Origin of the sequence: Occultella glacieicola (assembly GCF_004353825.1) — a bacterium.
Taxonomy (GTDB): Bacteria; Actinomycetota; Actinomycetes; order Actinomycetales; family Beutenbergiaceae; genus Occultella; species Occultella glacieicola.
Genome location: NZ_SMNA01000015.1, coordinates 1 through 21371, shown reverse-complemented (window position 1 = coordinate 21371; position 21371 = coordinate 1). Strand labels below are relative to the sequence as shown.

16 protein-coding genes are annotated in these 21371 nt (G+C 71.3%); 5 read left to right on the top strand and 11 right to left on the bottom strand.

The window, feature by feature from the left end; translation table 11 throughout:
* Positions 1-2 precede the first annotated feature (2 nt).
* Both EXU48_RS22070 and EXU48_RS22065 read right to left on the bottom strand, forming a co-directional pair.
* The gene (locus EXU48_RS22070) at positions 3-1448 is read right to left on the bottom strand and encodes an anchored repeat ABC transporter, substrate-binding protein (RefSeq protein ID WP_235857201.1); all 1446 of its coding nucleotides are present in this window, start codon (positions 1446-1448) and stop codon (positions 3-5) included.
* Positions 1449-1578: 130 nt separating this feature from the next.
* Complete coding sequence (locus EXU48_RS22065) at positions 1579-5322, bottom strand: TIGR03773 family transporter-associated surface protein (protein ID WP_133109864.1); 3744 nt, start codon at positions 5320-5322, stop codon at positions 1579-1581.
* 215 nt (positions 5323-5537) lie between these two features.
* Between EXU48_RS22065 and EXU48_RS22060 the strand changes: the two genes are divergently transcribed.
* From EXU48_RS22060 to EXU48_RS22050, 3 genes are all read left to right on the top strand, one after another.
* On the top strand, positions 5538-6596 hold the full coding sequence (locus EXU48_RS22060; protein WP_133109863.1) for a GNAT family N-acetyltransferase: 1059 nt from the start codon (positions 5538-5540) through the stop codon (positions 6594-6596).
* Entirely contained in the window at positions 6593-9634 is a 3042-nt protein-coding gene (locus EXU48_RS22055) for a choice-of-anchor M domain-containing protein (RefSeq protein WP_165962945.1), read from the top strand. Before EXU48_RS22060 ends, EXU48_RS22055 begins: the two co-directional genes overlap by 4 nt.
* Positions 9635-9742: 108 nt before the next feature.
* Positions 9743-10432, top strand: coding sequence for a class I SAM-dependent methyltransferase (locus EXU48_RS22050; protein ID WP_133109861.1), 690 nt, complete (start codon positions 9743-9745; stop codon positions 10430-10432).
* Positions 10433-10459: 27 nt separating this feature from the next.
* Here EXU48_RS22050 and EXU48_RS22045 read toward each other — a convergent pair whose 3' ends face one another.
* The 9 genes from EXU48_RS22045 to EXU48_RS22005 all read right to left on the bottom strand — a co-directional run bounded on the left by EXU48_RS22045 (position 10460) and on the right by EXU48_RS22005 (position 19364).
* Positions 10460-11740: an AI-2E family transporter gene (locus tag EXU48_RS22045; RefSeq protein WP_133109860.1), complete on the bottom strand. Its 1281-nt coding sequence runs from the start codon at positions 11738-11740 to the stop codon at positions 10460-10462.
* An 87-nt stretch (positions 11741-11827) separates the two neighbouring features.
* A complete protein-coding gene (rnhA, locus tag EXU48_RS22040; RefSeq protein WP_133109859.1) occupies positions 11828-12286 on the bottom strand; it encodes a ribonuclease HI in 459 nt (152 codons plus the stop codon).
* Between the two features lie 7 nt (positions 12287-12293).
* Positions 12294-12977 (bottom strand): phosphoribosylformylglycinamidine synthase subunit PurQ, encoded by a 684-nt coding sequence (purQ, locus tag EXU48_RS22035; RefSeq protein WP_133109858.1) that lies wholly within the window; start codon positions 12975-12977, stop codon positions 12294-12296.
* Positions 12977-13240 (bottom strand): phosphoribosylformylglycinamidine synthase subunit PurS, encoded by a 264-nt coding sequence (purS, locus tag EXU48_RS22030; RefSeq protein ID WP_133109857.1) that lies wholly within the window; start codon positions 13238-13240, stop codon positions 12977-12979. The genes purQ and purS overlap by 1 nt, the downstream gene beginning before the upstream one ends.
* 66 nt (positions 13241-13306) lie before the next feature.
* On the bottom strand, positions 13307-13858 hold the full coding sequence (locus tag EXU48_RS22025; RefSeq protein ID WP_133109856.1) for a TOPRIM nucleotidyl transferase/hydrolase domain-containing protein: 552 nt from the start codon (positions 13856-13858) through the stop codon (positions 13307-13309).
* 7 nt (positions 13859-13865) lie between these two features.
* Positions 13866-14771 carry a phosphoribosylaminoimidazolesuccinocarboxamide synthase gene (locus tag EXU48_RS22020; RefSeq protein WP_133109855.1) on the bottom strand — a complete coding sequence of 302 codons (906 nt, stop codon included), beginning with the start codon at positions 14769-14771 and terminating at the stop codon, positions 13866-13868.
* Between the two features lie 48 nt (positions 14772-14819).
* Positions 14820-17567, bottom strand: a complete 2748-nt coding sequence (locus tag EXU48_RS22015; RefSeq protein WP_133109854.1) for a multicopper oxidase domain-containing protein — start codon at positions 17565-17567, stop codon at positions 14820-14822.
* A 1-nt stretch (position 17568) separates the two neighbouring features.
* Entirely contained in the window at positions 17569-18699 is a 1131-nt protein-coding gene (locus tag EXU48_RS22010; protein WP_207947864.1) for a hypothetical protein, read from the bottom strand.
* Between the two features lie 5 nt (positions 18700-18704).
* On the bottom strand, positions 18705-19364 hold the full coding sequence (locus EXU48_RS22005; RefSeq protein ID WP_133109853.1) for a helix-turn-helix transcriptional regulator: 660 nt from the start codon (positions 19362-19364) through the stop codon (positions 18705-18707).
* Positions 19365-19493: 129 nt separating this feature from the next.
* Between EXU48_RS22005 and EXU48_RS25460 the strand changes: the two genes are divergently transcribed.
* On the top strand, positions 19494-20411 hold the full coding sequence (locus tag EXU48_RS25460; RefSeq protein WP_133109852.1) for a DUF2249 domain-containing protein: 918 nt from the start codon (positions 19494-19496) through the stop codon (positions 20409-20411).
* Between the two features lie 639 nt (positions 20412-21050).
* A partial coding sequence (locus EXU48_RS21995; protein WP_133109851.1) for a hypothetical protein occupies positions 21051-21371 on the top strand: 321 nt, incomplete at its 3' end.

The window sequence follows — 21371 nt, the reverse complement described above, 5'->3', positions numbered from 1 at the left end:
CCTCAGGTCAGGCAGTCGCGGAGAGAGTCAGCGTTGAAGCGCATCATCTCGATGTAGGTGGTCACGTCGGTGTCGAAGGCGTCGCCGTAGATCCGGCAGACCTCGATGTCGAGTTCCCGGGCAACCTCCCGCAACGTGCTCGAACGCGAGATCAGGTTCGGTTCCAGGAACACCGCTGGCACCCTCAGGTTTCGAATGGTCTCGACGAGTCGCCTGCGTTCGGCGATGCTCGGCTCGGTCGCCGGGTTCGGCGTCACGAAGCCGGCGATGTCGACGCCGTAGGCCGCGCCGAGGTAGCCGAACGCGTCGTGGGTCGTGACCAGGTGCCGGCGAGAGAGGGGAATCGATTCGATCGTCTGCTCGACATAGGTGTCCAGCACTTCGAGTTCACGAAGGTACGCGGCCGTGTTCGCCCGGTACTGCGCGGCACCGGCCGGATCCACCTCGATGACGGTGTCCCGGATGATCTCCACGTAAGCCTGCGCGTTGCGCACGTTCTGCCACAGGTGCGGGTCGATCTCCCCGTGCACGTGGGCGCCGAGGACCGCCTGCGGCAGTTGGTAGACCAGCTCGCCGGCCCGGCCGAGGAAGCGGAACCGCGGGTCCCCCGGAATCTCGTGGAGTGCCCGGGTCGGCACCGACACCACAACCTCCCGCGCCGAATGGACCTCCTGCGTCTGGTCGCCACCCCCATGCGGGTCCACGTACAGGTAGATGTCGCCACCGGGTGCATCCAGGTCGACCGTGACGTCCGCGTGGCCGGAGTCGAGCACCGTCGCGCCCTCCATCCCGGGCACCGAGTGGGGATCGACCCCGACGGCGAAGGTCACCGTCGTCGGAGCGCCGAGTTCGACCCGCTCGTCCTCGGTGACGTCCAGGTGCGCGGCGAAGGTCACCTCATACACGCCAACCTCTGTGAACGCCCAGCTCATATGGGTGTGCGCGTCCGGTGGCAGGACGGTCACGTCGGCATCGCTGAGGCCGTCGCTGGAGTTCACCGAGAAGTCCGGGTCCCCGAACGTCTCGGTCAGGTAGGCGAACATCTCACCGGGACCACGCACTTCGGTGGCCGTCAGCTCCACCGATGACGCACGGTCAGCGCCGTTGTGCGCACCGGTGCCGCGTACCCGCATGCCGAGCCAGACCGTGTCGAGCGAGATGTTCTCGACCAGCGGGATGATCTCGGCGGCGTACCGGACGCCTGCCTCCGCGAGCGCCACATTGGGAACACCCTCGGCGAGGTTGGCGTCGAGCGTGCGGATGATGGAGTGCGCCTCGAGCAGCACGTAGTTGGAGAACGCCGCATCCGCATACGCGACGGCTCGCACGTCCCGCAACGACGGCTCGTAGGAGTGCGGGTCCCCACCCTCCGGGACCAGCGAGTGCACATCCATGCGGTCCCCGACCACATTGCGGGCGAGATCCGCAATGATGCCCGTCGTCGTCACGATCGACGGACGGTCCGCTTCCGCCGCGCTGTCCCGTACGAGCGAGCAGCCAGCCACCAGCATTGCGACCGCCGCGACGGTGCCGACGCCGGCGACACGGCGGGGCCGGCATGGCCCCGCCGTTCGATGGTCAGCGTCCGACATAGGACCTGCGCCGCGAGGCCCGCACGAGGACTCCACCCGCCAGCATCACGAGTGCACCGGCCAGCGCCAGAAGCCCCATCTCGGTGTCCGCTCCGGTGGAGGCAAGGACGCACGGCTCGCCGTCCGCGGTGACTCCGGAGCCTGCCGTGGCCTGGGTGCCGGTCGTGGCCGAAGTGGTTCCGGTCGCTGCCGCCGCTGGGTCGCTCTGCCCCACGGAGAACTGCAGGGTCGAGGTGGCACTCTCGCCGTCGGCACTGATCGTGATCGTGACCGCATACACTCCGGCCTCGGTGAACACCCAATTGCCGTGCTGGTGGGTATTGCCAGGAATCGTGTAGCTCGTCGGACCACCGACGGTGTCCACGACCCGGTGGCCGACCAATTGGCCGAAGTTGCCGTTCAGGAAGACGGCCAGTTCACCGGGGCCCTCCACATCGTCGAGCGTCATCTCCACGCCACGCGCGCCGGGGCCGTTCACTACGGTTTCGTGCTGGGTGTTCCAGCCCAGCCACGGCACCCCGGACTCCTGGATCTGCTGGATCATGTAGACGTCCTGGCCGGCCGGGGCGATGAAGGACAACTCGTCCGGGATCTCCTCGGCCGAACGGAGCGCGGCGTCGCCGAGGTCGAAGACGACGGTCGCCGGATCGCGCCACACCGGCGGCGCGGTGCGGTCATCTTTCACCAGGACGGTGAACCATCCGTCGAGGATCGCGGGGCCGAAGTCGAAGTGTCCCTCGGCGCCGACCACCACCTCGCCGGTGGGCGTCGCCGCGGCACCGTTGACGGAAGGGTTCGCACCAGTTCCTGACGTGGGTGTCGCCGAGGCGGCTACCGGCCGGCACAACTGCGGGGTTCCGCCGGGATTCGTGCCCCCCGGAGCGGATCCGCCCGGCGGCGTCACGCCCCGGGGTGGCGTCGTACCCGGGGGCGGCGTCGGGTCAGGGTCCGCGGCCTCGGTGACCAGCACATCCGCCCAGCCGACAAGTTCGCTGTCGCGATCGACGACCGCGACCCGGTGATCACCCGGCGCGGTATCCCGGGGGATACTCACCTGGAAAGCCCCCGTTGCATTGGTCCGGTTCCAGCCGCCGTCGACGGTGGGATTCAGCAGGTGAGGCTCCGAGAAGATGAACGCGGCCGCAAAGTCCCCGGCCACGGCATCTCCGACCTCCACCGTGACCTGCTCACCTGCGTCGACCTCAGCCGGGCTGACCGTGACACCCCCGCGCGTGGCGTCGGTCAGCTCGTCCTCGGCCGGTGCCGCCGGCGCCAGAGTCGGAACCGCCGGCCCGTCGGAGGGGCAGGCATGATCGCCGGGGGCGGCCACGAAGTCGCCAACCGAGAACAGGTAGTCGCCCGTGTTCGTCGTGACGCGAGCCCCGGTGGTGGAGTTGATCGCGGTCGCCTCCACCGTGACGTGGTAGGTACCAGGTTGCGTGAACGCCCAGTTGGCGTGAACGTGCGCGAGGTAGGACTGATGGATGGTGCCCGGCAACGTGTAGCCGTCCCCTACCAACAGCGAGTCGAGTTCTCCGAAGGAGCCGGTGCTCCACAGGTACACCTCGCCGGGTCCGTGGACCTCGAGGATCCTGATGTCGACCTGGTCGAAACCGCTGCCGGCGAGGCCCTGGCTGTCCCAGCCCGGCCAGAGCAGGTTCGGATCCTGGTTCAGTGGAAGGTAGTACGCCGGGACGCCACGTAGGCCCTCCGGGACCGACGCCACATCGGGGAGGGTCTCCAGCGCTGCTGCCTTGACTACGAGGTTCACCTCTTCGGGGGCGTGCTGGACGTGCGAACCGGTGACGTCCTCCTTGAGCGTCAACACCGGGTCGCCACCGATGAGTGCGACGTTGAAGGCGTCCACGTGGCCGTGATCGAGGTCGAGCGCCCAGCAGAGGCCGGGCGAGTCGGAACGGAGCACGATCGTGACGGGCTGGGACGTCACGACGTCAGCACCGTCCAGCACCAGGACCGCCCGGATCCGCTCACCGTCGGCCTCGGCGGTGGACGAGTAGGAGTTCGTGGTCTGGCCCGTGACGGCTCGCCACGCGGTCCCGTCGAGCGAGGACTCCCACCGGTAGGACGCCCCGGGCACCACGACATCCGGCTCCGCCGTGAGCGCGACGGCAGCCCCTGCGACGTAGGAGTCCGCCAGACCGCCGATCGTCAAGCGTGTCGGCGCGGTGATCGGTTCCTCGAGGGTGCGGACCGTGACCGGCGTGGCGACGGCGAGCTCGTCACCCGCGAAGCGGATGGCCACCCTGACCCACTGGCCGTCGCTGGCGGGAATCGTCAGCACAGGCCCCGCGTCCGCCTCGATGGTGTGCCAGGTCACGCCGTCGGCCGATGTCGACCATTGGTGCACGAGACCGTCGGCGGGAATATCGGGGACGGCGGTGAGGGTGACCGAGGTACCCGGTGCGTACGGGTTCGCCAGCCCTTCGAGGGAGACGCTCGTAGGCAGGACGGGCGCGGCCGCTTCGACGACCAGGACCACCGGTGCCGACGTCACGACATCGGCGCCGCCGATGATGATCGTCACGCGCAGACGCTGCCCGTCGGACTGCGCGATCCCGGTGTGGACCGAGCCCGTGGTCGCAGGGCTGGTCGTCCATGTCTCGCCGTCTACCGAGGTCTCCCAGCGATACGTGGCGCCCTCGACCAGGATGTCTGGCTTGGCCTCGAGCCGGACGTCGGCACCCTGCACGTAGGATGCTTCGAGCCCGTCGATGATCAAGGCCCGCGGAAGTTGCGGCGCGGCGTTGACCTCGATGGTGACAGGCTCAGAGGTCAACGTGGCCTCACCCAGGCGAAGCCACGCACGCACCTGCTGGCCGTCGGATGCTGCGATGCCCGCGAGGGTCGCGGTGTCCTGACCTTCGATCTGCAGCCAGGTCCCGTCAGCGCCCAGCGTTTCCCAGCCGTGGGCGGCACCCTCTGCCTCGACGTCCGGGACGGCCCGCAGGCTCACCGCGGCTCCTGGCTCGTACGGGTTCGCCAGGCCTTCGATAGTCAGCATGGTTGGCGCCGGTTCGGGCACGTCGCCGACGATCCAGTGGTACTCCCCTGTGTTCGTGGGTATCCGCTCGCCGGTTGTCGAGTTGATCGCGAACGCCTGGACCGTGAAGTGGTACTCGCCGGCCTGTGTGAACGCCCAGTTGGCGTGCACGTGCGCCAGGTAGGACTGGTGAATGGTGTTGGGCAGCGCGTAGCCGCCGTCGGTCAGCAGCGAGGTCAGACCACCGAACGCGCCCGAGGACCACACATAGACCTCGCCCGGACCGGTCACATCCTGGATCTCGATGTCCACCTGGTCATAGCCGGTCCCGGCCAGACTCTGGCTGTCCCAGCCCGGCCAGACGAGGTTGGCGTCCTGTGAGAGCGGCAGGTAGTAGACGTCGGTTCCACGCACCTGCGCCGGAACGTTCGGGATGTCGGGCAGCGAGGTCAGCGCCGCTTCCTTCACCCGCAGCGATACGTCCTCGGGAGCATGCGAGACATGCGACCCCGTGACGTCCTCCTTGAGCGTCAGTACCGGCGAACCGGAGTCGTCGAGCATCACGTTGAAGGCGTCGATGTGCCCGTGGTCAAGGACGAGCGGCCGTTCGGACGCTGCACTCGGAGCGAGCGGAGCGAGTACTGAGCCGACGAGCGCGACGAGCCCCGCGGTGACCGCGAGGAGCGAGCAGCGTGAACGCGAACCGACACGCGGAGCTGAGGGAGGCATGGGACGTGCACCTGGGTTTCAGATCTGGCGCTGACGCGCGGCGAGGCAGACACCCGCAGAGAGGGGCGTCAGGGACGGATCGACCGTACATTATAATGAGAGTCGTTCGCAACAACACGTGAAGATCGCTGCGAGAGCAGTTCAGCGCCCTCCTGGTCCTGAACGCGGCGCCCTCCTGGTTGCTATTTGCGACTGGTTCTCATTACGGTGAGCGCGTGCGTTACCTTCCGCTGAGCCCCGGCCATCTCGAGGCCACCATCGACCTTGCCGCCACCGCGCTGAGACTCCGGGCCTCACTCGCCGGCCCCGGCTCCTCCCCGCCACGCGATCCCGCCGGCATCGCTCGCGCCGCGCTCGATCCTCATCTGACCGACGGCGACCGGTTCGCCTACATCGCGCTCGACGACGGCGGGACCGTGACGGCCCTGCTCGCCGGGGCCATCGCACGACTGTCCCCACGGGACGAGGCCTACACCTACATGGCGCCACGGCACGCACACGTGCCGCTGTCGACGTGGTGCGCGCACGACCCGAGGTCCGCCGTCGAGTCTCTCCCGCCGCTACTCGCCGCCGCCCGGGAACACCTGGACGCGGCCTCGATCGGTCGCCTGAACATCCAGGTCCTGGACGGCGACTGGTGGTCGGCCGGACTGTGGCGCTCGCTCGGTTTCCGCCCGGACACCGTGTTCGCACTGCGACCGCTGGACGCACCGATCCACGCACCTGCCACCGGCCCGCGCGTGCGGGCAGCGACGGCGTCCGACCTCGGCGCGGTAGTCCCGCTGTGCCTGGAGGAGCATGCCTTCCACGCGGCGAACACCGGGTCCGGGGTAGCCCCCGACCAGGACCGGCGCACGGTCGAGCGGATCGCCGGGAACTGGCTCGACCACGGCGCGGGAGAGGACCGTGAGCGCGCGTTCGTCGCCGTCGACGAATGGGACCACCCGGTCGGCGTCACCACCGCGCAGGTGCTCACGGCACCCGCCGGATCCTCCTCCGCCGCCCTACTCCCGGCCCGGTATGCCTACCTCGGACTCACCTCGGTGACCGCGTCCGCCCGCGGGACCGGCGCCGGAACGGCGCTGATGGCTCACGCCCTGGAGTGGGCGCGCCACCTCCCGGACCCGCCGGACGCCGTCGGGCTCCACTACGTGGCCGACAACGCACTCTCGGCGCCGTTCTGGCAGCGGCGCGGCTTCGCCCCGGCGTTGACGCTGTTCACCGATGCGCCCACCAACCTCCGCAGCACGACCGAAAGGAAGAACTCACCGTGACGGCACGATCACCGGGTCGGCGGGAGGCTGCCCTGGCCACTACCCTCGCCGTGGGCTTCAGCGCGCTACTGCTCCCGGCGCCGTCGGCCGCCGCTGCCGAAGGCCCCGCACCTGAGCCCAGCGAGTACCAGGTCGTCTCCGGCGTCCACACCGACGTCGCCGCCACGTTCCTCGACGAGGGCAGGCTCACCCTGGCGGCCAAGGCTGATCTGCCCGGCGCGACCGGCACCCGCCTGGACCCGGACGAGGTCTGGTTCCACCTCGAGGACGATGCCAGGGTCGTCCTGCCCGGCGACTACGGCTTCATCGCGCCCGCGGGTACGGACGTGTGGCTGGCTCCGGAGAGCAACCCGGGCGCCGACAGGCTCTGGCCGGGCTTCAACACCGAGTCGATCGACCGCGGCACGATCGATGCGGACGTGACCACCTTCACGCTCACCTCCATCGAGGGCCCCGGCGAGTTGGAGGTGTTCGCCGGCGGCGGCATCGGCACGATCGAGCGACTGTGGTCGTCCCAGGACGCAGCGATCCGTAGCTTCGACATCGGTTGGACCCACAAGCACGCGAACTGGGCATTCACGCAGGCCGGCACCTACACGCTCGGGGTCGAGGCCACGGCCTCGATCAACGGCGTCGCACAGTCATCCTCGGCCTCGTACACCTTCGTGGTCGGCGACGCCCCCCGCGCCGTCGCGACGACGACGACGCTCACCGCCTCGACTATCGACCTCACCACCGGCGACCCGCTGACCCTCACGGCCACCATCGAACCGGCTGACACCGAAGGCCATGTCGAGTTCCATAGCGGCACCACAGTGCTCGGCCACGAAAGTGTCGTCGAGGGCTCCGCCGTCTTCGCGACGAGCGCGCCGGCGGTGGGCAGACATTCCCTGACCGCCGTCTTCGTTCCCGCGGTCGCGAACAACGCCGGGACCTCGAGGTCGCAACCCTTGACCGTCACGGTCACGGACGACTCGGGAGTCGGGTTCGGCATCGCCGGGATCCAGGAGACCTACCGGGTGGGCGATCACCTCGAGGCTCGCGTGGTCGGGCACACGCTTGGCGAGGGTCAGGTCTACCAGTGGCACTGGCGCCCGGTCGGTGCCGAGTCGGCCTACGTCATCACCGGCGGCGGACAGGAAGCCGCCGGTCGCCTCAGGGTTGCGCTCGATGCTTCCTACGACGACTACGAAGTCAGCGTGGTGATCCGCGAGAACTCGGCGGTGGTGACCCGGTCCGCCTGGGTCCCGCTGGTCGTCGGTTCCGACGACGACCCGATCGGTGGCTCGTTCCTCGAAGGGGACTCCTACCTCGGGGACCCGATCGCCTTCACGCTCGATCGCCCAGCGACTGCCGGCGAGACGGTGCGGTTGGCCTACCGCTTCGAGACAGGGCCCTGGAACTCGGCGGCCGACATCAGCACGCAGATCGACGCGACCACGCTCCACGTGCATCCGACGAACGCTCTCAACGGCCCGTCGTGGGTCGTGCAGACCCTGCGCGACGGCGTCGTCGTGGCGCAGAGCGAGTCCGTCACCAAGAGCATCCTGGCCCGCGAGGTCAACGTCCAAGGGTTCCAGCCGGTCTACCGTGTCGGTCAGACGATGTCCCTGAGTGCCGAGGTCTACCCGGCGCTCGAGGGTGCGTCCTACCTGTGGCAGCTCATCAAGTGGAACAGTGAAACCTCCACCCTGGATCGTGTCACCCTCAAGGAAGGCCCCGGCCCGGACAACCTCAGGGTGGAGCTGCCGTTGGAGGCGAGCCACGACGGGTGGCAGTTGGCGTTCGAGGTCAGCCCTGCTGCCGGCAGCTCCTACGACTCGATCGTCGGGTGGCACTACGCGACGCTGGCGGTCTCGGACATCGACCCCGACACGCAGCTGTTCTACCTCGAGGGTCTCGCCGGTCACTATCACCAGGGCGGCGACGTCAACCTGACCCTGGTGGCCGACCCCGCCCTGGCCCGGGGCGACACCATCGCTTGGGAGTGGTTGTGGCCGGGCTCGCAGGCGTGGAGCGCACTGCCCGACGCGTCAGGTCTGAGCCACGTCCTCGTGGCCGAACAGGCGCTCGACGGGGTGCAGATCCGGGCGACACTGACGTTCAGCGGTGGCACTGAGACGCTCGTCGCCGAGCCGGTCGCCATCGAGGTCGACGATCACGGTGCGGCGCCGATCCAGGTGGTCACCGTGACCGGGGACGTGGTAGCCGATGGGAGCGCGACCGTCTCAGAGGGGGATGCGGTCAGCCTGACCGCTGCCGTCGCGAACGGCACGGTGCTCGACGCCTTCCAGTGGTTCGTGAAGGAGCCGGGAGCGACGGCGCCTGCGCCGATCAACGGTGCAACGTCGGCGACGTACGAGTTCACCGCGACCCTCGCCCATGGTGGCGCCGAGCTCAGCGTCGCCCTGGTCAAGCCCGACGGGACCCCGGCCTACGGCCCGTCGGCGCCCGTCACGCTCCAGGTCGAGGAGTCAGGCGAGGAGCCGCCGCCGTCGGGCAAGCCGTCCGAGGCACCGAGCGACCGGAGCCCCGCCGATCTCGGCGAGACGCCGGCAGGGGGCATCGCGCTCGACGCCACCTCCGTGGCTCCCGGCGACTTCCTTCGGCTCGGTCTTGGCGACGCACACGCCGAGGCGTGGGTCGCCGCGTGGCTGTTCTCCGGCCCGACGTTGCTCGGTGGGGACTGGCTGCGGGCCACCGCGGCCGGATCCGTCACCGTGCAGGTCCCGAGTGACGCCACGGCCGGGGAGCACCGGTTGGCAGTGTTCACGTCCGACGGCGCGTTGATCGGGTGGGCTGAACTGACCGTCACCGGTGGTGGTGACGGCACGGGTGGCAGCACCGGCGACGACACCGACAGTGGCACCGGCGCCGACACGGGCGACAGGGACGCAGGGACGGACGACGGGACGCCCGTACTCGCAACGACCGGCTCCTCGGTGCACGCCGCAGCGCTCACTGTGGCGCTCGTGCTGGCACTCGCCGGTGCGGCGCTGCTGGCGGTCGGCCGGAGGCGATGGTCCTCGACCCGATAGCCCTCAGAGCGACACTGATGCTGCGCCGTCGGCCCTTGCCGTTCCGGCAACGAAAGTTTGTCGATCGGTCGGCTCCGGCGCAGTCTGGGGACGACGAAAGGAGCCCGGATGGACCAGGCGATGTGGGACGGGATCTACGCCGAGCGGATCTGGAGCGGCGCGGTCAACGGCGCCCTGGCGATCGAGGTCTCCGACCTCGAGCCGGGTCGCGCCCTGGATGTGGGCTCGGGTGAGGGCGGCGATGCGCTCTGGCTCGCCGCCCGCGGGTGGCGGGTGACGGCGACGGACATCTCCCCCGTCGCGCTCGAGCGTGCCGCTGCTGCGGTGACCACCGAGCACGGCGACCGGATCGAGTGGGTCCACGGCGACCTGACCGTCGCGCCGCCCGAGCCGGGTGGGTACGACCTGGTCTCGCTCATGTACTTCCCGATGCTGCGCAGCCAGGGCCCGACGGCGGTACGCGGCTTGACCGACGCCGTCGCCCCAGGTGGGTTGTTCCTCATGGTCGCGCACGACCTGACGGCACCGGCGGACCGGGCGGCCGCGGGCCACGGCCAGGGTCACGGCCACGACCACCAGCACCGCCAACACCCGGAGGCCGGTCCGGAGGGCGACCTCCCCGCCGGATGGCGCGGACCGGACCCGAGCGAGTTCCTCCGCCCGGAGGAGGTCGCGGCGACGCTCGGGGACGGCTGGCAGGTGGAGACCCTGGAGATCCGCCCCCGCCTGGTGCCGACGAGCGGGGCCGGCGCCGGCCATGTGGACGACGTGGTGTTACGGGCACGTCGGACCGCCTGACGTCGGCCGGACCCGACGAACCCTGGCTCACGCCGTCGGGCGCGCCCCGTCTCCGGGCTCGTCGGACTCGCCGGACTCGCCGGCCCCTGCTGCGTCATCCGCCCCGGCCGCGCCCTGCGGGGTCGCGGGCCCAGCGGCTACCGGCACGGGATCACTCTCGGCCCGATCCGGCCCCGCCGCGGCCTCCTCGTCGGCCGCCGGAACGTCGTCGGTGCTGGACACCCGGAACCGGGCGAGCTGTTTTCGCGCCTCGGCGTCGGTGACCAGATACGCGCTGATCCAGCGGGACTCGGGGTGGGCGTCCACGAGGATCGCCTTGGCGAACAGGGTCAGTGGGACCGCGAGGATGGCGCCGAGCGGGCCGACCACCAGGGTCCAGAACGTCAGGCTGAGGAAGCTGACCACCGGACTCAGGCCGACCGCGTCGCCGGTGACCTTCGGCTGAATGATCGTCTGCACGGTGAAGTTGAGCACCGAGTAGGTGACGATCACCCAGATCATCTGACTCACCCCGCCGTCGACCAGGGCGATCAGTGCCGGCGGGATCAGGCCGAGGACGAACCCCACGTTCGGTATGTAGTTGGTCACGAACGCGAGCACGCCCCACACCAGGACCATCGGTACGCCGATGATCGACAGCGCGATCACGTCCAGCACGGCCACGATGAGGCCGAACACCGTGGCCACGATCCAGTACTTGCGGACGCCGGTGACGAAGTCGGTCAGGGCGGCAGTGAGGTTGGGCCGCCTGGACGCGGACAGTTCGAACCTGCGCCCGACGTTGGTCGAGTCGATGGCCAGGAAGAACATCACGACCAGCAGCAGGGCGGCCTGGCCGCCCGCGGAGGACATCCCCTCGAGCACGGTGCCGAGTAGCCCGACGATCCGGTTCAGGTCGAAGTCGCCGAGCACCCCCTCGAGCGTCTGCTCGTCGACCCCGAACTGGCTCAGCCACTCGATGAGGTCGGCGTAGATCGCCTGGAACCGATAGGAGTAGGCCGGCAGTTCGGTGACGAGGCGGGCGACCGACATGGCCAGCATGATCACCAACGCGACCAGGATCACGTACAGGAACAGCAACACCAGGATCGCTGCCACCATCGGGTGGACCCGGTGCCTGGTCAGCCACATCTGCATGGGCCGGGCGGACACGATGAGCGTGAGCGCGAAGAACGTGGGCGCGATGATGCTGGACGCGAAGTGCAGGCCGACAGCAGCGATCGTCAGCCCCCCGAGCACGAGCGCCGTGGTCTGCAGGGAGGGCCGAGAGCTGACCTCGAGTACGTCCGTTCCGGACTGGTGGGACATGCTGCTCCTGTGCTGTGACCGGGTGACCAGGCGGGACGGCCCGCGCCGCTCAGTCTCGCACGCTGGAGGGACGTTGGTGCGGGGCAGTCAGCCCGCGGCGCGCACCGCGTCCACCCCACGGTTGGCGAGGGCGTCGGCCCGCTCGTTGCCCGGATCGCCGGAGTGGCCCTTGACCCACACCCAGTGCACCGTGTGCCGGGCCACCTGCTCGTCGAGGGACTTCCACAGTTCCACGTTCTTGACGGGCTTCTTGTCCGCGGTGCGCCAGCCGTTCCTCTTCCAGCCTGCCAACCAGGACTTCATCCCGTTCATCACGTAGGAGGAGTCCACGTGCAGGGTCACCTCGCACGGCTGGTTCAGGGCCCGCAGCCCCTCGATGACGGCGGTGAGTTCCATCTTGTTGTTCGTGGTGAGTTCCTCACCACCGAACAGTTCGCGTTCATGCTCGCCGAAGCGCATCCAGGCACCCCATCCGCCCACGCCAGGATTGCCCTTGCAGGCCCCGTCGGTCCACATCTGCACGGCCGGGATTTCGGGAGCGGTCATCGGGGGGTCAGTTGCTCGCGAGCAGCGAGCCGAGCGCGGAACTGAAGAACCGCAGGCCGTCGGTCCCGGCACCCTCGGGCCCGAACCCGGCCTCGACGGCGTGCTCGGGGTGCGGCATCAGGCCCACCACGTTCCCGCGGGCGTTCGTGATGCCGGCGATGTCCCGGCGTGAGCCGTTCGGGTTGCCGACGTACCGGAACACGACCCGGCCCTCCCCCTCGAGCTCGTCGAGGGTGGCGTCGTCGGCGATGAACTGCCCGTCCTGGTTCTTCAGCGGGACGACGATCTCCTCGCCGGCTGCGAACTCGTTCGTCCAGGCCGTCGAGTTGTTGTCCACCCGCAGGGTCTGGTCCTTGCACACGAACGTGAGCCGCTCGTTCTTGATCATGGCGCCGGCGAGCAGGTGGGACTCGCACAGGATCTGGAACCCGTTGCAGATCCCGAGGACCGGCAGCCCGCCGTTCGCGGCGTCCACGAGGGCCCCCATGACGGGCGCGAACCGGGAGATCGCGCCGGCCCGCAGGTAGTCGCCGTAGGAGAAGCCGCCGGGCAGGATGACGGCGTCAACCTCGGCGAGGGAGTCGTCCGCGTGCCACAGCCGCACGGGCTCGGCTCCGACCAGGCGCACCGCCCGGGCCGCGTCTCCGTCGTCGAGGCTGCCGGGGAACGTGATCACACCGATGCGGGCCATCAGTCCTCCTGTGCGACCGGTGCGACGTGCACCGAGACGACGTCCTCGATGACCGGGTTGGAGAGCACCTCGGCGGCGGCCTTGCGGGCCGCGGCGAGAACCTCCTCGGTCGCCTCACCCTCCACCTCGAGCTCGAACCGCTTGCCCTGGCGCACGGACGCGAAGCCGGTGAACCCGAGCCGCGGCAGGGCGCCGGCGACCGCCTTGCCCTGGGGGTCCAGGATCTCCGGCTTCGGCATGATCTCCACGACGACACGTGCCATCTGAGCGGGACTCCCTGGACTTGAGAAGGTGGGTGGACCTCCCGATCCTACCGGCCGCCGTCGCCCTCAGACCGCGGCGAGCACCCCGTCGAGCGGGGCGGGCACGCGGGCCAGGTCCAGTGCGTCGACGAGCGCCGGTGCGTAGGCGATCTTGCGCCCGCCGCGGGTGCCGAGGAACCGGCGAAGCTGAGCCTCCAGCGGGCGGTCACGCTGTGCGGGCTGGCGCTGCATGGTCCGGAACGAGTTCAGTTCGCCGCGGTCGGCGATGACGGCCTCGACGGCGTCGGTGCCGAGCGCGCGGATCAGCTCGTCCTCGAGGTCGGCCACGCAGACGTGGAACCCGCGCGCCCGCATCTGGGCGAGGCTCAGGTCCGAGCCGAGCCCGACGGCGGCCAGTCCCCTCCGGAAGTAGCCCACCTCGGCCGCGTCGCACAGCCCGGCGAGGGCGAGGCCCTGCCCGCGGGGACCGAGGAGCTCGAGGTACCGGCGGATGTTCGTGGCGCCGCCCATCCCGACGATGGCCACACCCTCGGCGGCCAGATCCCGCCCGCGGCGGGCGGCGAGGCGTTCGAGCGCGGCACTGTCGCTGCGCCCCTCGACCAGCACCGCGGCGCGCATGGCTCGCTCAGGCGCCGAACGTCAGTCCGGTGATCCGCTCGTACGCCTCGACGTACCGGGCCCGGGTGCGGGCCACGAGGTCCGCGGGCAGGGGCGGCGGCGGAGTGTCCGAGGCGCGGTCCCAGCCGGACTCCGGCGCGGACAGCCAGTCCCGCACGAACTGCTTGTCGAAGCTGGGCTGGGCCCGACCCGGCTGCCACTGGTCGGCCGGCCAGTACCGCGAGGAGTCCGGGGTGAGCACCTCGTCACCGAGGACCAGGTCCCCGGTGACCGGGTCGGTGCCGAACTCCAGCTTGGTGTCCGCCAGGATCACGCCGCGATCGGCCGCGACCCGTTCGGCGTGGGCGTAGACGGCGAGGGTGGTGTCCCGCAGCCGGGTGGCGACGTCCTCGCCCACCTGGGCCGCGATCACCTCGAACGAGACGTTCTCGTCGTGCTCCCCGACGGCGGCCTTGGTGGCCGGCGTGAAGATCGGTTCGGGCAGCCGGGAGCCGTCCACGAGCCCTGCCGGCAGCGGCACCCCGCACACCTCGCCGGTCTCCCGGTACTCGAGCAGCCCGGAGCCGGTGAGGTAGCCGCGGGCCACGCACTCCACCGGGTACATCTGCAGCCTCCGGCAGACCATGGCCCGGCCCGCGACCTGGTCGGGCACGTCGAGGGAGACCACGTGGTTGGCCACGATCGGGCCGAGCTCCTCGAACCACCACAGGCTCAGCGCGGTGAGCACCGCGCCCTTGTCGTCGATCGTGGTCGGCAGCACGTGGTCGTAGGCACTGATCCGGTCGCTGGCCACCACCAGTACGACGTCGACGTCGGTGGCACCGCCGTCGGGCACGTACAGGTCACGGACCTTGCCGGAGTAGGTGTGCCGCCAGCCGGGCAGCGCTGCGGGGGTGGTCGCGGTGTCGGTCACGGGACCAGTCTGGCACCCTCGCGGCCGTCGTCGGCGCCGCCGATCCGGTCACGGGTCCCTCACCTCGAGGATGCCGTGCGCACCCCGCTCGGCATCGCTCATCACGTGGTTGACCATCGGGTAGTGCCCGGCCTGTGGCATCACGAGCTCCACGAACCCGCCCTGGGCGGCGCCGAGCGCGAGCGTCTGGGCGCCGCCGCCGGTGGGCTCGTCCGGGGTGAGCAGGTAGGCCCCCTCGGCGAACACGGTGTCGAACTGGCCGCCGACGACGTGGAACGACGTGCCCCGGTTCGGCCCGGCCGCGAGCACCCAGATCCGGACCCGCTCGCCGGTGACCGCCGCCAGCGGCGCATGGTCGTAGGCGTTCGCGTACCCGTTGAAGACCACCAGGTCCGCCTGCCCTGCGGCCACCTTCGCGGTGTCCACCTCGCCGCCCTGCTCCCCGAGGTAGTACTCCGACTGGACCAGGATGTACTCCCGGTCCACCGGCGCCAGGCCCGGCGGGTCGATGATCACGGCCCCGAACATGCCGTTCGCGATGTGCGCGCTCATCGGCATCGTCGCGCAGTGGTACAGCCAGATCCCGGACCGGGTGGCCGTGAACGTGTAGGTGAGGGACTCACCGGGCGCGATCGTGCGCATCGGTTCGTCCGGCGCGAGGGCCCCGGCATGGAAGTCGATCGAGTGCCCGACCGTGCCGTCGTTGACGAGCGTGATCACGAACGTGTCGCCGATCCGCCCGTGCAGCGTGGGCCCGGGCGCAGTCCCGTTGAACGTCCACAGGTTCTGGGTCACACCGGGCGCGACCTCGGCCGGTGCCTCGCCGACCGTGAACGTGTGGGAGTGCGTGGTGCCCGGCCCGATCGGGGGCACGACGGCGTCCGGTGCCTCCCAGCCCGACGCGGGGGTCGCGTTCGGGTCGGGGTGGGCGGCGGCGCCGCCGTGCCCTTCGTGCCCTTCGTGCCCGGCGCCGCCGTCCGGCTCGGTGCCGGTCCCGCCTGCGTCCGGGGCGGTGGATCCCGCCGCCGGTGGTGCTCCACCGATCACCTGGATGGCCAGCACCATGCCCATCTGTCGGTGCCCGACGACCGAGCACCAGGCATCGAGGGGCCGGCCCACCACGCCGACGTCGATCGTGGCGGACTCCCCGGGCGCCAGGCGCCCCGAGCTCATCCCGTTGTCCAGGACCAGGTCGTGCACCTGGGTGGCGTCGGTGTTGCGGACCTCGATGATGAGCTCGTCGCCGGCGGGCACCTCGATGACGTCGGGCGAGAAGCGCATGTCCGCGGCCTCGACCACCACGGTGGTGATCCGCCCACTGGCGTTCGCGCCGGCCCCGGCGCTGGTCCCGGCACCGACGGCCGCCGGGTCCGCGGCGACCGCGACGGCGACGGCGAGGGCCACCACCGCCACGGCGGCCACAGCCTGGCCGCGGTACCGGCGCGGCTCGGGCACGCGAGGACCGTTCCCGGGCGCGCCCGCGAGCGCGGCCGCCGGCGCGGCGGACCCGGCCGAGCGCGCTCGGCGGTTCGTCACGACCGCTGCGACCAGGAGCGGCAGGAACGATCCGAGGCCGATCAGCACCGCGAACGACGCCGCCACCAACACCAGCGAGGGCACCGGTGCCACGCCGAGCACCAAGCCCGCATTGACCAGTGCCACCCGCCACCCGGCACCCCGCTCGATCGTGGTCACCGTCACGCGGACCACGGCCGGGCCGCCACCGAGGACCACCGGCACCAGATAGGTCATCGCGCCGATGAGGACCTGGGCGGCGAACCCGGCCGCGAACGGGACCGTCACCGCCCCGACGGCGTCGGACAGTTCGGGCCAACCCGGGGTCCGAGCCACCAGGACGACCAACTGCACCAGTCCGACGAGCAGCCAGCACATCCCGGCGAGCACGGACATGGTGGGCATCGCCGTCGGCGGCTTCGCCCGCACGACCCGCACCATCGGTGTCCCGATCCAGACGATCCCAGCGAGATAGCCGACCAGCCCGCCCAGCACGGCGACCCGTAGACCTCCCACCGCACCGGCCCCGACCATCGCGACGGAACCGGCCAGGAGCCACAGCGCCCGTCGAGAGGCGGCCTCGCCGTCGGGATCGATGCGGGTGCGCAGCATGGTCGGCCAGAGCGTCACGAGCGTCCCGAGCACCGTGAGTCCGACGAAGCCGAGGAGGTTCACGGCGACGTGCGCCACCTGCAGCCGCGCCTGCCACGGCGCGGTCAGGCCGAGGGCCATCACCGCACCAAGGCCGGCGCCGACCGGCAGCAGCCAGGCCGCGACCACGTAGTAGTGGACCGTCGAGGCGAACCGCGACGACAGTGCCCGCCGGGCCCGCCGGGCCCGCCACGCGAGCGCGGTCCCGTGGGCGGCCACGGCAGCGCCGATCACGATCGCGCCGGCGAGCACGAGCGGCCAGATCGCGCCGACCACCCCGGCCACGGTCGCCAGCACACCGGCGTTCAGCGCGACCGCGCGGATGGCCTGACCGCGGCGTGAGGTCGGCCGGCGTCGCAGCAACGCGTCGGTGAAGTGGGAACTCCAGACGAGGATCGCGTTCATCACCGCGCCGAGCAGCAGCAGGTGCACGAGCAGCCAACGCTGCTCGGGGACCCACCGGTGCGCGACCGCGACGACCACCACGGCGAGCATCCAGAACGCGACCGGCGCGTTCGCGCGCAGATGATGACGGGAGCGGTCCGGCATCGGCGGCAACGGCGGACGGGCGCCGCGGCCACCGTCCGACGCTGCGGGGCCGACCGTCGTGGGTGAGCCCGGTTCGGGCATGTCAGGGGGTTCCTTCCAGGGCGGGGGCGGGCTGATCGGCGCTCGGGTCGGGGCCGGCACGATCCGTCCGGCCCGCGCGTCCGCTTCCGGTCCTGACCACGATGCCCACCGTGACCAGCACGAACACGAGCACCGCGGCGATGTTGCCGAGCCCGCCGACCTCGCGCAGCACCTCGGACCCACGGGCATCGCCGAGGATCCGCACGAGCAGCGAGGCGTGCAGCAGGGACGGCGCCACCACCATCACGGGGTGGTACGGCATCCGGACGCCGAGCACCGCAGGCAGGATCACCGGCGCGTGCGCCATGATCATCGACATCGTGAAGCCGAGGAAGACGGCGTGGATCACTGCGTCGTAGGCCCCGTCGGCGAGCGGCGTCGGGGCGACCAGCCAGATCCCGCCGGCGAGCGCCAACCAGGCGTAGCCGGCGAGCAGGCAGGCGGCGATGAACCGCACCAGTCCGGTCGCTCGGATGGTCCGCCGGGCCACGTCGTGCACGACCAACCATCCGACCAGGGCGAGGAGCGCGACCCCGAGCAGGGCACCGCCGACCGCGGGCCAGAGCAGGGTCGCCGGCAGGACCGCGAAGACCGCGAGGGCCAGCAGCCCGGCCCGCGTCCCGGCGGCTTCATCGATCGAGACCCGGGACAGCTCCAACCGCTCACCGGCGATGGTCAGGACCACGAACCCCGTCAGCCAGGGCAGCACCTGCCCCATGCCCACGCCCGCGGCCCAGAGGATCGCGCCGCCGGCGCCGGCCACCGCGCCGAGCGCCTGGATCGCGACCGCGTCCTCCCGACGGCGGCGCCAGAGCGGCACGCAGATCCCGCCGAGCGCGAGCATCCCCGCGACCAGGAGCGCACGGCCGAGCGCCGGCGGGGCCGGGACGATCAGCGCGAGCGCCCCCAGACCGGTCAGCGCCGGCGCCGCGAGGGCGAGCGGGCGGCGCAGCGCCACGGCTCGCTCCAGCGCGACCACGGTGCCGACGAAGCCGAGCGCGAGGAGGATCCCGTGACCGTCGCCGAGCCGCCCGGACGTCACCGGTGCGGGCACCCCGAGGAGCAGCAGCGCGCCGTTCAGGCCGGCGAGGAGCGCGAGACCGGCCGGGAGCAGGAGGACGAGGCGTCGCACCACGGTCAGCGCGCCGTCGCCGGCGGGTCCTCGGGCACGTGGAGCAGGCAGGCCCCGCGCTCGGCGAACGGCTCGAGGCGGACCCCCGCCGCCGTCGCACCGGACTCCTCCAAGAGGCCCTGGACCATGCCCAGATGCACGCCGCAGACGACGCGCTCGTGGCGGTGGGCGGCCTCGAGGAGCGGGCAGCGGCGCAGCCGGACCACGTCGGAGCCATCCTCCGGCTCCGGGTCGAACCCGAGCCCGTCGAGGGTGTCGATCACCTCGTCGTAAGCCGTCCCGGGCGGGAGGCTGCCGCCTGCCGCCTGCCGGGCCGCCGCCTGACGGGCCAGTTCCTGACCCCAGTGCCGCCCGGCGGTAACCCCGTCCCGGTGCGGGTCGGTGCTGGTCCGAGCGATCTGCGCCGCGAGCGCGGTGGCCAGGCCGACGTACTCCTGGGTCGCCATCGGCGGCTCCGGCTCGGAGGCCTCGTACAGCCAGGCGGGCCGACCCCGACCCTCGGCGGGGGCCCGGGTGCGCGTGACCAGCCCGGCGTCGATGAGCGCGTCGAGGTGCTCGCGCACGGTGTTGGGGTGCTGGTGCAGTGCCTGCGCGAGCGAGCCGACGGTACACGGGGCGGACTGCTGCGCCAGGAGGTCCAGGACCGCGCCGCGGGCCGTACTCATCGGTGCGCGCACGGGCGTCGGCCGCGGCATCGGCCGGGGTCCCAGGTCCGTCGGCCGACCTCGATTAATTATCACGGAATACAGTGTAATAAAGTTTCGAGCGATCGCACACCACGTCCGGAGGAAGCCATGACCACGCTCGTAGTCGCCACCACCCAGGCGGACGCCAACGCCGTCGAGGAGATCCGTGCCCGGCACGCCGAACTCGGGTCCGCGCTGCGGGCGCGCACGGATGCCCTGTTCGCGGCGGCCGGTGGCGACCCCGCCGCGGCCCAGTCGGCGCGGCGTGAGGTGCAGGAGTTCACGGCGACGGTCGTGCTACCACACCTGACCCGTCTGGCCGCGGGCGCCCTCGCCCGGGCCGGCGAGCACGACCGGACCCGGCTGCTCGCGCAGACCCTGACGGCGCAGCAGGGTGGCATCGTCGGCGCGGCCCAGTCCCTCGCGCACGCCCCGGACCCGATCGCCGGCGTCGCCGCGGCCGGCGCGCTGACGGCGCTGACCACCGCCCATCTCGCCGATGTCGACGACCACCTGCTGCCCGCGCTCGCCGCGCTGCCGGGGGTCTCCCTGGCGGAGGTCGCCCATGCCCTCACCACGCCCACGACCCACGTAACGCACGCTCCCGACCTGGGCTCCGCCGTCGGAACCGGCGCGGCCGACCCGGGCCCCGCCCTCGCAACCGACACACCCGACCCGGGCCCCGCCCTCGCAACCGACACACCCGACCCGGGCCCCGCCCTCGGAACCGACACACCCGACCCGACCCCCGCCGTCGAGCACGGGGCCCGCCACGCCTGCGCCTGCGGCGGCACCGAGGCCCCCGAGCCGGAGTTGGACGCTCGAGCGGTGCCCCATGCGATCCGGCACGCGACGATCTTCGGCGCCCTGGACGCGGTGCGCCCGGGCGGTTCGATGATCCTCGTCGCGCCCCACGACCCGCTGCCGCTGCTGGCCCAGCTGGAGCAGCGGCAGCCGGGCGCGTTCGCGGTGACCTACGTCGAGCAGGGCCCCCAGGCCTGGCGTCTCCGATTCATGCGGAACTGACCAGGCCGCTTCATGCGGAACTGACCGGGCCGCGCTGGGCTTGCAGCGCCCGGTCAGGCGCCGCTGAGAGGCCGGGCACAGTGTTCCTTCCCGCGCGATCAGTCCCCTGCGCGGCGACGCGCGACCCTGCTCGGTGTCGATCGGCCCGAGTGCGCCGCTAAGGGCGTCGGCGAGCCGCTCGAAGGGATCGAGGACCGGCAGCCCGGCGACTCGTGGCCGAGGCGCTCGACGGTCCACGGTCGCTCGCCCGCGCAGAGGCTCGGCCCCGAGGGCCCCGCGCGGACCGCCGGACGCGTTGCCCAGCCGCACGGGAGCACCGCGGTCCCGCCGCGCAGCTCGTCACCTGGCCGGCCAGGGACAGTCCTCGGCGCCCAGGAAGGCCGCGACCGGGGCGATCACCCCGGGGCGGTTCGGGTACCACAAGCATGCGACTTGAACGGAGCGAACCGGTCCCAGCCTGTGGACGGGATGTCATCGGGGCTGCGTTTCTGGCGCCCGGGTGGGGTGGTTTGAGGGCCCGATTGCCCTGTATCCACAAGGGAAATCCGGGATCTGGCGTTGTCGGTGGGGTGTTCTAGGGTGGGACCAGATCGAACATCCGTCCGAGCTTGATCGGCACTCGCGGGGAGGTGAGCATCCATGGACGACACCACAACCACCGGCACCGGCACCGGGGCCGGTGGTGTGTCGGGTGTGGGTGTGGCGCTCGCGTCCCGTGCGCATCTGCCCCTGAGTGAGCTGCTGACCGGTTCCCTGGAGGACCAGCTTGTCGCGTTGGAGGCGTTGACCGCGACGATCAATCTTGTCGATCCGGTCGAGGAGTCCGATCGGTACGGGTCCCGGTTCCTGGGTGGGGCTGCGGCCCGCGCTCACAGGGTCACCGAGGCCCTGACCGGTGCGGTGCTGGACTGGATGGGCGCCGAGCAGGAGGCCGGGACCTGGGACACCTCCGGCCGGTTC

What these genes read in the sequence shown, in the direction of transcription:
- EXU48_RS22045 (WP_133109860.1), bottom strand. Translation starts at nt 11,740, where the DNA reads ATGTCCCACCAGTCCGGAACGGACGTACTCGAGGTCAGCTCTCGGCCC.
- rnhA (WP_133109859.1), bottom strand. Translation starts at nt 12,286, where the DNA reads ATGACCGCTCCCGAAATCCCGGCCGTGCAGATGTGGACCGACGGGGCC.
- EXU48_RS22050 (WP_133109861.1), top strand. Translation starts at nt 9,743, where the DNA reads ATGGACCAGGCGATGTGGGACGGGATCTACGCCGAGCGGATCTGGAGC.
- purS (WP_133109857.1), bottom strand. Translation starts at nt 13,240, where the DNA reads ATGGCACGTGTCGTCGTGGAGATCATGCCGAAGCCGGAGATCCTGGAC.
- EXU48_RS22015 (WP_133109854.1), bottom strand. Translation starts at nt 17,567, where the DNA reads ATGCCCGAACCGGGCTCACCCACGACGGTCGGCCCCGCAGCGTCGGAC.
- purQ (WP_133109858.1), bottom strand. Translation starts at nt 12,977, where the DNA reads ATGGCCCGCATCGGTGTGATCACGTTCCCCGGCAGCCTCGACGACGGA.
- EXU48_RS22005 (WP_133109853.1), bottom strand. Translation starts at nt 19,364, where the DNA reads ATGAGTACGGCCCGCGGCGCGGTCCTGGACCTCCTGGCGCAGCAGTCC.
- EXU48_RS25460 (WP_133109852.1), top strand. Translation starts at nt 19,494, where the DNA reads ATGACCACGCTCGTAGTCGCCACCACCCAGGCGGACGCCAACGCCGTC.
- EXU48_RS22065 (WP_133109864.1), bottom strand. Translation starts at nt 5,322, where the DNA reads ATGCCTCCCTCAGCTCCGCGTGTCGGTTCGCGTTCACGCTGCTCGCTC.
- EXU48_RS22025 (WP_133109856.1), bottom strand. Translation starts at nt 13,858, where the DNA reads ATGCGCGCCGCGGTGCTGGTCGAGGGGCGCAGCGACAGTGCCGCGCTC.